At 58.2% G+C, this 13,671-nt stretch carries 10 protein-coding genes and 2 pseudogenes; 9 read left to right on the top strand and 3 right to left on the bottom strand.

The window, feature by feature from the left end; translation table 11 throughout:
* Positions 1 to 154: 154 nt before the first annotated feature.
* The 6 genes and pseudogenes from tnpC to C5P05_RS08175 all read left to right on the top strand — a co-directional run.
* Positions 155 to 781 (top strand): annotated as a pseudogene (tnpC, locus tag C5P05_RS08200) (IS66 family transposase); the annotation flags it as partial.
* Positions 782 to 834: 53 nt separating this feature from the next.
* On the top strand, positions 835 to 1,587 hold the full coding sequence (locus tag C5P05_RS08195; RefSeq protein ID WP_232834395.1) for a RecB family exonuclease: 753 nt from the start codon (positions 835 to 837) through the stop codon (positions 1,585 to 1,587).
* 92 nt (positions 1,588 to 1,679) lie between these two features.
* Positions 1,680 to 2,609, top strand: a complete 930-nt coding sequence (locus C5P05_RS08190; RefSeq protein ID WP_114969363.1) for a multiubiquitin domain-containing protein — start codon at positions 1,680 to 1,682, stop codon at positions 2,607 to 2,609.
* Positions 2,606 to 4,015 carry a ThiF family adenylyltransferase gene (locus C5P05_RS08185; protein WP_232834394.1) on the top strand — a complete coding sequence of 470 codons (1,410 nt, stop codon included), beginning with the start codon at positions 2,606 to 2,608 and terminating at the stop codon, positions 4,013 to 4,015. The genes C5P05_RS08190 and C5P05_RS08185 overlap by 4 nt, the downstream gene beginning before the upstream one ends.
* 4 nt (positions 4,016 to 4,019) lie before the next feature.
* Positions 4,020 to 4,358, top strand: coding sequence for a DUF6527 family protein (locus tag C5P05_RS34385; RefSeq protein WP_232834393.1), 339 nt, complete (start codon positions 4,020 to 4,022; stop codon positions 4,356 to 4,358).
* Positions 4,310 to 6,334, top strand: a complete 2,025-nt coding sequence (locus C5P05_RS08175) for a hypothetical protein (RefSeq protein WP_157979251.1) — start codon at positions 4,310 to 4,312, stop codon at positions 6,332 to 6,334. Before C5P05_RS34385 ends, C5P05_RS08175 begins: the two co-directional genes overlap by 49 nt.
* Positions 6,335 to 6,475: 141 nt before the next feature.
* Here C5P05_RS08175 and C5P05_RS34380 read toward each other — a convergent pair.
* From C5P05_RS34380 to C5P05_RS08165, 3 genes and pseudogenes are all read right to left on the bottom strand, one after another.
* Positions 6,476 to 7,013, bottom strand: a pseudogene (locus tag C5P05_RS34380) (IS3 family transposase); the annotation flags it as partial.
* 749 nt (positions 7,014 to 7,762) lie between these two features.
* A complete protein-coding gene (locus C5P05_RS08170) occupies positions 7,763 to 9,157 on the bottom strand; it encodes a UvrD-helicase domain-containing protein (RefSeq protein ID WP_114969361.1) in 1,395 nt (464 codons plus the stop codon).
* Positions 9,150 to 10,877 (bottom strand): ATP-dependent nuclease, encoded by a 1,728-nt coding sequence (locus C5P05_RS08165; protein ID WP_114969360.1) that lies wholly within the window; start codon positions 10,875 to 10,877, stop codon positions 9,150 to 9,152. The genes C5P05_RS08170 and C5P05_RS08165 overlap by 8 nt, the downstream gene beginning before the upstream one ends.
* Before the next feature lie 641 nt (positions 10,878 to 11,518).
* Here C5P05_RS08165 and C5P05_RS33595 point away from each other — a divergent pair.
* The 3 genes from C5P05_RS33595 to C5P05_RS08150 are packed head-to-tail and all read left to right on the top strand — an operon-like array spanning position 11,519 to position 13,656.
* Positions 11,519 to 12,253, top strand: a complete 735-nt coding sequence (locus tag C5P05_RS33595; RefSeq protein WP_157979250.1) for a hypothetical protein — start codon at positions 11,519 to 11,521, stop codon at positions 12,251 to 12,253.
* 54 nt (positions 12,254 to 12,307) lie between these two features.
* On the top strand, positions 12,308 to 13,048 hold the full coding sequence (locus C5P05_RS08155; RefSeq protein ID WP_157979249.1) for a hypothetical protein: 741 nt from the start codon (positions 12,308 to 12,310) through the stop codon (positions 13,046 to 13,048).
* On the top strand, positions 13,045 to 13,656 hold the full coding sequence (locus C5P05_RS08150) for a hypothetical protein (protein WP_114969357.1): 612 nt from the start codon (positions 13,045 to 13,047) through the stop codon (positions 13,654 to 13,656). Before C5P05_RS08155 ends, C5P05_RS08150 begins: the two co-directional genes overlap by 4 nt.
* Positions 13,657 to 13,671 lie beyond the last annotated feature (15 nt).

The following is a 13,671-nucleotide window of genomic DNA, read 5'->3' as shown; positions in this document are numbered from 1 at the left end:
GGCAGTCCTTTGAAGTTAAAAAGGACTGCCAGCAAGCACCACAAGTTATGTGGTGTCAATCGGTCAACAGCGGCCTGGATGCCAAGGGATTCTGGACTGGCGCAACATATCTTTGGCAGCAACATAGCCACTGGTATGTGGTGCACCACATACCAGTGGTTACAAAGCCAGCTTTGGTGCGGCCATCACGGAGGTGGGCTGCATGGCGCACGCCCGGCGCAAGTTCTTTGACCTGCACGTCGCCAACAAGAGCGAGATTGCCCAGCAGGCGCTGACCTACATTGGGCAGTTGTATGAAGTCGAGCGGGAGGTCAAACATCTCGGTGCCGATGAGCGAGGGCGCATCCGCAAAGACAAATCAAAACCGCTGGTGGATGCCTTGCACCAGTGGATGCTGTTACAGCGCCAACGCATTACCGATGGGACGGCCACCGCCAAGGCCTTGGACTACAGCTTAAAACGCTGGGTGGCACTGACCCGGTTTGTTCAGGATGCTCGCCTGCCCATCGACAACAACTGGATCGAGAACCAGATTCGACCGATCGCCATAGGTCGGGGCAACTGGTTGTTCGCGGGTTCACTGCGTGCAGGCCAGCGGGCGGCCGCTGTGATGAGTCTGATTCAAAGCGCCAAGCTTAACGGGCATGACCCGTATGCCTACCTGAAGGATGTGCTGGCCCGCTTGCCGACTCAGAAGAACAGCCGAATTGATGAACGGTTCAGTCCGACGGCAGAGCGCGCAATCCTTCGAAGTTCCTGGCCTCCATCCGACACCTTCTGATCCACTCGCCCAATCCACCGCAGCGACGTGCCAAGCCGCGGCCGAAGGCATGCTTGCAAGTTGCCTGGGCGCAAAAGCCTGTCTGGACCGATAGCCAGGTCAACCTGTTCGAGCGATGTCCACGTCGCTTTTTTTACACCCACGTCCTGAAACTCGGAGGCCGCCGTACGGAAACGGCCTTCATGAAGATGCACAACGTTGTCGGGGACGTATTCGATTGGTTGAAGACCACGCATGAGATGACGGTGCCAAACGAAGCTGAACTCGGCGCGCGCTTCGACCAGGCATGGCAGACCAGGGGCGCAGTCGACCATGGCTATGCGGAAGATTACCGGCGCATCGCGCGCCGGCTGGTGGACTACCTCGTCGAAACTCGAAGTCGCGGCGTACCTGCACCCGCAGCCCCGATCTCACTCGGGTGGGCGGAAGGTGAAATTCTCGTCTGGCCGGACAGTGTCGTCCGGGGCGACAAGGGGCAGATCGTCGTTCGGCGGGTAAAAACCGGCAAACCAAGGTCCAACGCTTTCGATGACATCGAGTACACACTACTCCATCTCGCGACCATGCAGACTTATGGTGGGTCGGCCCAGGTCGAGGTCATATACCTGACCAGCGAGACGACGCAGCCGATGGAGCTCACCGAGCGAAAGCTCAAAACGCGCAGTGAGAAGGTCCAGGAGATCGTCAGGCGCGTCCGCGCTGGTGATTTTCCTGTGAAGGAAGAAGCACGCGCTTGCCCACGTTGCCCCAGCTTCTTTATCTGCGGCGACCTTCCCTCCGGCGCGATCACCATAAAGAATGTTTGAATCGGCTTTCCGGTCCTGAAATCCGCCGCGATTGACTTACTGAAGGCCAAGAAAACTGCAATCCCGCAGATGGCCGACAGAAAGTCAAGCAAATGCAAACACAAAATCCTGGCGATGACAGCCATATCCCTCTCGAAGATGTTGGTGCCGCCATCCGTGAAGGCCGCAGCCTGCGTCTGGCACACCTCTATCGCATCATGGTGGCCGATGAACAGCTCAACGAGCGGCATCTGGATCTGCGCGATCCGGTCCCTACCGGCCGCCAGATCCTTCAGGCCGCCGAAGTCAGTCCTGTGGCGGACTACAGCATCTACGCAATCCTGCCGTCTGGCGATTTCGAGGACCTGCGGCTCGACGAGACTTACGATCTGCGTGGACGCGGCGCAGAGCGCTTCGTCATTTTCGAGACTGACCGCGCCTTCAAGTTCACAATCGACGATCGCCAAATGGAATGGGGCAAGCCGTCCATCAGTGGCAAGATCTTGAAGGCGTTGGCTGGCGTCCCTACTGACACCTATGACGTCTACCTCGAAGTGCGTGGTGGTGGTCAGGACGTGCTCATCCGCGATAGCGACTTAATCGACCTCAGCAAGCCAGGCATTGAACGCTTCATCACTCTTATCCGCGACACGACGGAAGGACTAGCGGCCCTGCCGGAAGCCGATCAGCGCTATCTCGAATGCCACGGTTTCACAGTGGAGGTCGTCAGTGACGGTCCGCACACCGGTGTTGTGCTGAAGCAAATGCAACTGCCTCAAGGTAAGTTCAATCATCCGGCTGCCGACGTGCTGGTGATTCTGCCGCCCGGCTATCCCGACGTTGCACCGGACATGTTCTTCTGCAACCTCTGGTTGACATTGGTATCCGCAGGTCGCTACCCGACATGCGCAGATCAGCCGCACACTTTCATGGGTCACAACTGGCAACGCTGGTCTCGCCATAACAATAGCTGGCGGCCGGGTGTCGATGGCCTGCACACGATGATCAAGCGCATCGAGCACGCGCTGGCGGAGGCCAAATGATGTCGTCCGCAGCGCTGGACATCATTTTGCTGGAATCCCATGAAGCGGCGCTGCGCGCGCTGCTTCATCGGGAAAACGGCTCGGAGGCTGCTGCCTATGTGTTGTTTGGCAAAGCCGAAATTGCGGCCGATCCTTGGTCCAAGCAGCCACGTATCCGTCTGATCTCGCACGAGGTGGTGCCCATCACATCCGACGAGATGGTCTCGTCCTCCTCGGCGCACGTGACGTGGTCAACGCAGGGGTTCATGCGGCTGCTGGGCCTGGCAAAGCACCGTAACCTCGTCCCCGCACTGGTTCACACGCATCCAGGCGCGGGCGCATTTTTTTCCGACCAGGACGATCGCAACGAAGCCGAACTAGCGCGCACCGCCATCAACAAGGGAACTCGGGGACTTGCCAGCATGGTGTTCGGGCAGCACGATGCCTTCGTTGGTCGACTGTGGACTTCAGCGAATATTTTCATCCAAGCATCGTCCATCTCCATTATTGGAGGCAAGATCCACATCCAGCGCATGCAGCCAGAAGTCTCGGAGACGGCGGTTCTGGCTCGACAGGCTGCGCTGTTCGGCAAGGGATTCAATCCCATCGTGCGGGCACTGCGGGTAGGGGTGATCGGTTGCGGCGGAACGGGCAGTGCCGTGGTTTCGCTGCTGACTCGGCTGGGTGTCGGGCATCTCGCATTGATAGACAACGACACGATCGACACGACCAATCTCAACCGTGTCCACGGATCGCGCGCCGCCGATGTACCCGCGAAGCTGGCCAAGGTGGACATCCTCGCGCGCGAAATCGAGGCTTGCGGCTTGGGCAACCAGGTGGTTACTCGGCGTGCATGGGTGGGCGACCCATCGCTACGTGACGTTCTGCGGTCTTGCGATGTGCTTTTCGGCTGCACCGATGACAACCAGGGTCGGCTCACCCTGAACCGACTTGCCCACTACTACTGCATTCCGTTGATCGACGTGGGGTTGCGCATGCGGTCGGCCAAAAGCGATGTGGACTACGATATGACGGGCCGCGTCACGACAATCAGGCCGGGCAACCCTTGCCTGATTTGCCTTGGCGTCGTCAATGCCCAGCGTGCTGCAGCCGAAGGATTGCAGCGCAATGATCCGGCGGAGTTTGAACGCCGCAAGGCCGAGGCGTATGTGGAGGGAGGTGGCGACCCAGCCCCAGCAGTGGTCACGTTCACTACCAGTATTGCTTGCGCCGCAGTGGATGAGTTGATCCAGGGTTTGACAGGTTTCCGCGGCCAAGGTGGCATGACGCACAACCGCATTCGCCGATTCGACCGTGTGGAGGATCGTTCGATGACGTGCCGACCGATTCCGACATGCCCTGTTTGCGGAACCGAGGCCACCTGGGGCCGTGGTGACGTGAACCCCTTTCTTGGCGTGATCGGGTAACTGTATGAACCGCTTCTTTACGTTGACGCTGCGCCGCCTCGGGCTTCTGGACTTCGACTTTCTCGTGAAACGAGTCGATCGACATCCGGGCAAGACCGAGATCCCTGCCGGCGAACTGTGGTTAGTGGTGGACGGCGGCGTTAAGAAATGGGCGTGCTTGAGTTGCCCAGGCGGATGCGGTGTGCAGATATCGCTTTCTCTGAATCCCGAACGTCGTCCACGTTGGGAGGTTGATCATGATTTTTGGAGGCGCCCAACGGTTTCACCCTCGATCCATCAGCAGAAAATGTGCAGATGTCATTTTTGGATCCGGAAGGGACTGATCGAATGGTGCAAGACTTGAGTACTTGGAAGGTTAAAACCCGATCGGAGACCGTGCGGAACCCAGCCGTCGACGCCACTACGGTGCCGTTGAAGTGGGCGCACGACGCGCAAACCGGCGAGCCGCGTTACATCCACGATCCCGAAGTCGCGCAAGGTGGGTGCGTATGCACCTGCCCTGCGTGCAAACTTTCGCTGATCCCCGTGATGGCAGGCCAGCCGCTTCGAATACGCCCCACGGCGCATTTCCGTCATCCAGCGGGCGCGCAGAAGGATGACTGTTCTGTGGTAGCAGCACGCCTTGCCGCCACGCGACACCTGCTTGAGACGGGCTTTATCGATCTTCCACAGCGGAGAATGTCGGCGACTGCCAAGGGCTTCAGCGGCCAGGGCTATGAGGTCTGGGTTGAAGCCCCGGCCGCACGCGTTTCCATTGTCAGCGCGGCATTACATGACCATGCGACGGCCCTGCTGACGCTCGACGATGGACGAGAGTTGCTGGTCGACCTGACAGGTCTTCGCGAAGCTGCCAGCGACGGCAGCGGACGCGCTATCGTCACGATGTCGCTTTCCGATCCAACTATCGCGATGCTCGGACCCGAGGAGATTCGCGCCAGGCTGCGCATCCTTCCGGGCATCCGGTGGTGTGCCCACTGGAATAATCAAGAGCTAACCACAGAGGCCGATGCAGCGGCCACGCAGGCCGCACGAGATGCTCTGGACGGCTGGCAGGAAACCGACGAATCGGACTTTCTCTCGCACCTGCCGCTCGACACTGACGCCACAACCATGCAACGCTGGCGCCGCGAAACGCTGCTTCACCGCGAAGTCAAGGCCATCCTTGAGCAAGCCTCGTCGATTGCGACGCCCGGCCTCGAAGTGGAGGTCACCCGCGATCCGCCCGAGGAGTTCGGTGGCAACTGGGAAGAGGACAGGATTCGTAAACTTTGGATGACGGCCTCTCGCAACCTGGCGTTGGATGAGGTACGACTGGAGCGGTGCCTGGGCAGCATCGTGCCTGACGTGATCGCTACGCTCGGAGGACGCCAGATCCATACCCACGGTGGCACCATGACGATGGTCAGCGGAGACTTCGAGGAGGATGTCGAAGACACCTACAGCCAACCTTGGCCGCTGACCTTATTGGCCGAAGTGACGGTGACCCATGGAATCGACGAAGAAAAACTACGCCGCATCCGCGAACTCGATCTACCAACACTTGAGATCAACATCAGCTTATTAGGGGGGCGGGTGACCTTGGACGGGCTGCGCACCCTGATCGTCGACCAGACGATAGGCAAGCGCTGGGTTCACCATCCCGTCTGGCGCATCAAGCGGAAGATGCTCGAAGCAGAAATAGACCGACACCCGATCACCGTTCGCTATCAAGAGCGGCTAATTGAATTGAGACGCCTTCGCCTCCTCGCCACACCGGCCTCAGAGTGGGCCGCCACCTACCTCTCGACGGCAATGCGGTTCTACGACGCCAACGCCCGCATCAAGAAAGCACGACGGACGCATCGAGGCAACGAGCCAAAACCCTCACTCCTGGGGCCAGACAGCGAACAGTGGGTGCAACTCATGGAAGCCGCTGAGGCCCTCGCGGCACATGGCATGTCAGGCGCTGCCGACGAGGTCATGGTAGATGAATCCGGCATCATTCCACGCATCCTGTCCATTCAGCTGAATCGCGGCGTTGGCTACGCCGTCGACACCGGGTTTCAGGTTCTCAACGCCATCATGCAAAGCGGAGCCGATACCCAGCAGTGGAATACGCTCTACCCTATGGCGGTCAAGGCCTACGGCCTGGAAACGCAGTTCACGCAGAAGCAGGCCGATCTCTATGCGGCATGGCGCCAAACCATCATCGACAAACTAGCGTCAGGCGATGAAGCATGTCTCCGACCCGCGCGGTATGATGCAGTGCTGAGCGCGCTGTTTCCCGAACTTGCTTCTCGTATCGCCACCGGCTATGGGCGTATACAGGAAAAGCACTAGCTACAACTCGGGCATAAGCTCAAGTCACCCCCTGCGAGCGCCAAAGATGGCCGGCAAGGCAGTGCAACATGGGACTGAGTCCCTCAAGCCAAGTGCACGCAACCAAGCATCGGGCTTACCAAAGCATCCCGCTGCCACCGCTCGCCGTACCAGGTGAACCGCATGATCCGAGTGATCACCGTCATGTACTTCACAGCCCACGATCTTGCGGCTGGACCACTCCAGAATCAGGTACAAATTAAACCAACGACCCATCACAGTCGCAGGCAAATTGGTCAAATTCCAACACCAGACCTGGCGTGCTGCGCTGGCAAAGTGGGTCGTGGGCGGTCGCACTGTTTTGGGCGCTTTGGCGCGTCCTCGGTGAGTGGTTTGTCCTTGTGCCCGTAGTACCCAGTTAAGCTGGACTCGCTGGCCAGATGCACGCCTTCGTAAGCCGACTGAGAACGATACGGGCAGGTGGTGCGACGCAGAATCGCGACTCATTGGTCACGCTAAGCAATTTGGCGCGTTCCTCTAATCTCAATGCATGGCAGGGTGTGGGACGCACCGCTTGTGGTCGACCATCGCCCTTGACCAAGCCCTCATGGGCTTGCCAGCATCGCAAGGTGAGCGCGTCAATGCCTACGATCTTGCAGGCTAGGAGAAGTCGCGCTCCAGCCTCAGTGACCGTCGTGATGCCCAACTTCAAGTCAAGCGAAGCGCGACGCGTGTTGTTTGAGTACGGGTCTCGGGGCAACGCCCTGAGCAGGGGGCCGCTAGCCAAGTTTTAGCGCAGCACAAAACGTGGGCACAAGGCCCTTACCCTGCACAGTGAGTCTTTGCTATTCCCACGCTGCTGGTGAATTGATTCGACTGTCAGCGCGGGTGTCGTTGAATTTTGGGTTGCCTGTCAGTGCGACTGTCGTTGGATTTTGGTTTGCCTGTCGATTCGTGTGTCGCCAGCAGCAATGACGGAATTGGCTCGCCTGTCAATATGCGTGTCGTGGCTTTTATATGTCACTGTCCTGCCCGACGTGACGGACACGTTTGCTGGTTCCCCGGCTACTGAATCAGTTGCGTGAACGGCTGATGGCTCTCGGGAGTCATTGGCAATGACTGTTCCTGGCCGCCCGGACACTCAGAGCAGTGCGCGTACTGGCACCGCCGACTCATTGCTGTCGTAACGGCCCTCTAAATCAGCACCCGTTAGCCGACACCCGCTGGTTCCCGCGATCTCGTCGTCGATTACCGCTTGCGGGGTATCCCAATCTCATAGAGGTCGTCGTCTCACGACCAGTTGCGGGTATTCGCGAGTGACAGCTTTGGGGTAACGAAGAACTCCCTTCTTAGGACTGCGCCTGCAATAATAGACATTTTGACAAACTCTTTTTTATCCCCCGAAGTCGCCGAGGATCTGCCGCGAACTCCGCGTTGATAGGTGCAGTCCTAAGTTCTCGGGGGCGGTAGTGTCAACCAGCGATCAGGAGCTGTGATGGATAGGCTCCTCGTTGCTCGCGATATCGCTACATAAAAGAGCTTTGCCTGTGCGTTTCGTTGCGTGGCGAAATGCGATGCGTCAGGTATCACCACATGGTCGAACTCCAACCCCTTCAACAGCAATGGCGTTGACACGGTCCGCTTGGGTAACTTCCGACCCGATACGCTTACTCTTTGGCGCACATTTGTGGTCGCTTTGTCCATAGACTCTGCGCGCCCAGCTGCGACCTCAGTCGCGGCTCGTTCTGCATCGCGCCAAAGTTCACTGCGGAATAGTTTCCAACGCGAATGCTTCCGCGTGAGTGCCATGATTTGCGCTGCAGCCTCTGCGCCATTGCCGACATCGAGGGCCGGTTCAATGTCCCGCAATGCGGCTTCGAGGGCGGCATCCGCTGGATCGACATCAACGCCATCCGCAAGAGCCTTGATCGAGAAGCTATCGCCTAGCAGGCTTGTGATGGCCCGGAGCCGTCCTGAGCCATCCGCAGCCCTATCCCAAAGGGTTGCGAACTCACGAAGTCGGCCAGCGGCGATTTCTTCAATCGCTTGGTATCCGCCACCGGCGGCCTTGGCCAATCGATAACAAATCGTCTTGTTGCAATGAATGGCTGCGAAGCTGCCCTCTTTGCCGTCGATGCCCTCGAACAGTGCGCCCAGATCGAATGCGTCATCGGACTGCCTGAACGTGATTCGAGGATCAGCTAGGTCGATGGGTTCACCCCTGAGGAGCTTCTCGCGGGTTTCCGCGATCCACTGCCCTAGCTCGGGATTCTTTCCAGCCCAACGGTGGGGCGTTTCAAGGGTTCCCGCGAATGGGAACAGCGGATGGATTTCAGCATCCCAACTCAGAGTCGCTCCGGCGAATTCGAAGATGCCTTGCATAGGGTCGCCGAAAATCAGCGTTGGGACAATGCGCGCGAGTTCGGTCGCCAATTCGTGCTGCAGGCTGCCGCAATCCTGGTATTCGTCGATCAGGATTCGGTCATAGGATGCCGCGACCACGGCGCGGACGGCAGCGACGTTCAAGGCCAAGCGAGCGCCGCGGTAGAGCTGATCCCATTCGGCGCCTTGTGGCATGCCTGCGGGAGGTTTTGCAATTCCGGGGAACGCATGGGCATATCGCATGGACCACGCGGCGATGGTGTCAACGGCGACTCGGGCTCGAGGTATTCCAAGTCGTTTAAGGCGTGAGCGAATCGCATGGACCCCAGCGTGGGTGTGAGTCAAGATCAAGGCACGTTGGCCCAAGGCGGCGACGTTTGCGATGATCTCGGTTTTTCCATGCCCCGCAGGCGCGACGACGGCCCCATTTCCCAAATTGAACAGGTCTGAGGCATCAGGCATACAACCACGCCTCTGCTTGATGAAGGGCCATAGCCAGCGAGGAGCCAGGGTTGGCCTCTGCGATGCGCCAAACCATCGGAGCAAGGCCGCGTCCAATTCGTTGATCCTTAAACCACTTTCTTCGAACCGCCACGTCAGCGATGGCCTCCCGAAGTTGAGAGCCGTCGAGTTCCGAAAACAATTCCCATGAGCTGAACGTCTCGCGTATGACAGCAAGCGTCAGGTCGGGAATCTTGGTGTCGATGTTGTTGTCGATGGCGTCATTTCCCCGCTCCTCGCGGGCGAAGTTCAAGAGTTCCTGCACAAGTTCGTCGGAGGCTGCACTGAAGATCGATTGTTCAGTATTGAGCTCGCCCCCGTATTCAAAGACTTGGATGCCCGCAGCGGCTAATGACGCTTGCTCAGCAGGGGAAAGCGATGTGTCGGAGTCACGAAAGATTGCCGTTTGGTAGCCCAATTCATGTAGGGACAATGCCATGGCTGGCGCTTGCGCGCCATTGCCGTCGGCAATCGCGACGCCCAATTGCTCGATGGGCTTTCCAGCGTGCCTAGAGGGCCAGTGCTCCCGAATGCCAAGCAGCAGTCCAATCTCGGTGTTTCCTTCGGTCACAAGAATCCGGCGAGCGAACAATGCCCTCGGAGCGAATCGCATCAATGCGCGGATGGAATCGGGCGCAGTCGGCGCTAGGACAGCCGCTTGCCGCCCTGGCCGGGTCATTTGCACGACTCTCAGGCGTTCTGGGCCGGTTTCTCCGATGGCGACATCCGAATGGGTCGTCATGAGCACTTGGCCGACAGGTCGCCCAGCCGCAACCGAGGCTTCCTGATCAGCCTTGAGCTGGGCAATGGCGCCAATGATCCGATGGGGCTCCAGGCCGTGCTCGATTTCATCGACAAGCACGATGGCCCCTTCGCTGATGGCTGACTTCTGAATGGCCAAGGTCGCCAGCCGCCGAGTGCCAAGCCCCGCCAACCTCAGCGGGACACCGTCATCATGCAGAGCGATGGAGCCGGAGGACAGTCCTGAGCGCCCAAGTTCGAGTCCGGGCTCATACGAGCCTTCCACGTAAGCGCCCAATCCCTTGGCAAATCCTTCGGCCTTCTCCGCCGCATTGGCCAGCGATTCGATCTCGTCCAGCTTTGCGTTCTCTCTGGCGGCCTTGTAGGCCTGAGCCAAGCGGGCGGATGCTTCGTGCGTGTCGCCGGTCAAGCGGGATAGGACCGATCCTTGTCCCCATGCGAGGTGTCTGGCGTCCTCTCCGGCAAGCCTGACCAGTCCGAACAGTGCTCGATCCCTGTTTGATAGGGTGCGCGGGTCATCAACACGGTCGCAGATCAGCTCCCAAACCGGCTCCATCGAGGCGTCCACAGTCAAGCGCACAGTCAGGACGGGCTCGTCATCATCCTCTGGCTCGTCGCGCAGCTCTCCTGCCGATGTCCATCCGCGAACGTAGAGCCCAAGGCGTTCGTCCGACTTCAGTGCTTTGGATAGCCCCCCGACCGTAGCCTCGATGACGATAGGGCGGGTGGTGTCGCACGCGAGGAAGTCAGGCTCGGTGAAGGCAAACCAGCGAGAGGAGAGCGCGGCTTCGACCGCGTCCAGGACGGTGGACTTCCCCGAGTCGCCTGGCCCGATCAGGCAGCAGAAGGACGAGCCCGGCTTCCAGTCGAGGGACTCGATGCCGCGAAAGTGCGCGACCTTGATTTGGCGTATCTGCATGAACTCCCCTTAAATGTGTGCCAGCCTATTGACTTGTTGTTGCTGTTTACGTGATCGTAGCTGACTTGCACTCGTTGAAATTGGGGCACGCTTGGTGCTTCCTTTGAAATCAAGCAGCAGTGGATGCTGTTGTGACGCAAACGCGCTGTCATAGGCTGCATTTACGCACTGGCCGTTGGATGTCGGCTTTCAGGCGCTGAGATTGATTGACGCTACGACCGCATTGGGCACTTATGCAGAGATGTGCATAAAGACACCTGCACAGTTCCCAGTTATTGACAGTTTGACGGCAACAATGAATAGCGTTTATCTGTCGCCGCCGCGATGCCAGCCAAGCGCACTGCTGCTGAACGGCGGCAGATAAACCGTATTTGCGTGCGCCTATCGCAGTCGGGTATCCGGCATATCGTTGTGTTGAATTTGGCGTGCTCCAAACCTGCCGTTCGAGACCGACGGCCGGAGATGGCCAGTCAACTCATTCGGCCAACGTACCAGATATCCCCCACCCTGCACACTTCAATCTCGGCTACTCCCACGTTGCTGGTGAATTGATTCACCTGTCAGCGCGCCTGTCATGCAGGTTGTGCCGTCTGTCGGGCCGCCTGTGATGCCAGAACTTGCGCCCTGTCGGTATGGGGATCATGCCAAGCATCAGATCAGAAATCGACTCAATTCTTCGTGAAGAAATTGAACTTGCCCAAAAGGATGACCCTGCTCTGATCGTGCGGTCTGCGTTCGAGGTCATTGAAGATTTCTTGAGTCAGGGCATGTCGCTGGATCGCATTGCCTCTGCGCTTCAAAAACATGACATCAAGATCACCAAGGGACACCTTGTGCGCCACATTGGCATCGTTCGGGAAGAACGCGGTCTCCAGCCACTAAAAAGAGGCAGAAAACCCAGGTCCCCTGGCGTTTCAACCCAGGCCACATCAATGTCCGACCCTCAAATTCAGCCGCCTGCACCGGCTAAAGCTTCAAGTGCAGCGCCATCCTCTGCCCCTGCTGCTGAAGCCGACTCTGCGTCCATCGCAACCGGTCTGACTTGCAGCTCTGCCGAACAGGAAAAGTTGGTGGCCATGGGCACGGATCGGACAGTCAGAAAAAATGGCGCAACCCACCGAATTTTTGCAAGTCAAACCACATTTCCAGACGAAATCACCAGGCTCAAATTCATCGAAGTGAAAGGCGAATTGTTGGACGTTACCAAGATGAATATCGATGACTACCTGACAGTGTCCAAAACCATGCCTGACAACGGAAAACTTCCCGACGGCATGTTCGAAATCATTGCCGCAGAAAACAGGATACGAGGCATGTACGAACGCGCACTACTCCAGTATGACGAAGCCATCGCCAAGTGGAAATCAAGCCAATAGCTTCTTGCACGAATTTAAACAACCCAAAGGATGGTCATGATCAAATCGTATTTTGTGGACGGCGACAAAGGCGGCGTGGGCAAAAGCTTCGTCTCCCGGTGCCTGGTTGACAGCTTCATCAACCATGAAGTGTCGGGCATGCCGAAGATTGACAGATTGATTGTCATTGATGCGGATCCCATGAACCCGGATGTCGTGTGTGACAACGGGTACAAAAATGAGGCTGTCAACAACATCAAAATCATTGGACTGCAACGCCCCATCAAATCAGAAGACGACTGGCTGAATCTTATCAATGAATTGGCTGAAACCCAGATCAATGAAACAGACGAAATCCGCCTTGTTTTTTCCTTACCGTCTGCGGCCGGTCTTTACATCACGGAGTCAGTTTTAAGTTTGATGGCATTGATGAATCCGACACCGATCTGGGTGATGGGCATTGATGCGTCGAGCACAAATCAGCTGGAGGCCCGCGTTGGCAAAAGCCCCATGTTTTACCAAAATGGGGTGGTGCTGATCAATCTGAAGCACGGGCCCGGCAAGTCTTTTGAATTCTGGGACAAATCAAGCATCCGGAAGACCCTCTTAAGTGGCGAGGACTATGCATGGTCGGAGCTGGAATTGCCTGCCATGATGCCGCGCGCGGCCGAGTTAATCGGGTCAATGCCTTTGCACACGGTGATCGACAAGGGCAATTTTCCGGGATCCGGTGTGGCCATCGGCACGCGCACGGTCGCTCAAACCTACCGTGGCATTGCCGGACGCAAACTGGCTGCCCTGGAGTCTTCAAGATGAGTGGTGTTGATGATGAAGATCGGCGCATCGGCAACTCCATTTCCGGCGTCCCCGCTTCCCTGCCCGCCCCTGCCATTGCACGCCGCGCTGGCACCTTGATTGATGAACTGGCTACCCGGCTCGCGCCCTCTGGCCTGCCATCTGATGTGCAACACATTGTTGACGTGGCGGTGCGTGCCGGCATGGGTGAAAGTGATCCCAACTGGATCTGGCTTTTGCCAGTTTTGTTGCGCCAGGTGCCGGCTGCAGCCATGCGCATCGAGTTTGAAGCGCTGTCAGGCGCGTTGGTCAAAGGTGCGCCGGGGCTGGCAAAAGGACCTGGTCACGATGATGACAGCCTTGAGTCGATTGTGGCAATGATGACGGCCATGCGCGGTGAACTTCAAAAGTTCCCGCGCCGTGTCGGTGAGGCCCTGAAACCTGCAGTTGCTGAGGCGGTAGTGGATGCTTTGGAGGCTGCGCCTGGGCGGGTCAAAGTTGACCTGGATGATGCCAAGCTCCTGGCTGCAGCCCGCGAGGCTTTCATGTCGCTTTACGTGTTGGCCGCTGTCGGGTTGGGTGCGTTTTCAACCGTGGCGGCTTTCATCGTCGGCTCCAAATTTGGGTGACGGGGGGCGCCGTGC

Origin of the sequence: Rhodoferax ferrireducens (assembly GCF_003347515.1) — a bacterium.
Classification (GTDB): domain Bacteria; phylum Pseudomonadota; class Gammaproteobacteria; order Burkholderiales; family Burkholderiaceae_C; genus Rhodoferax.
The sequence above is the reverse complement of the archived record's forward strand: the minus strand, read 5'-3'. Positions and strand labels throughout refer to the sequence as shown.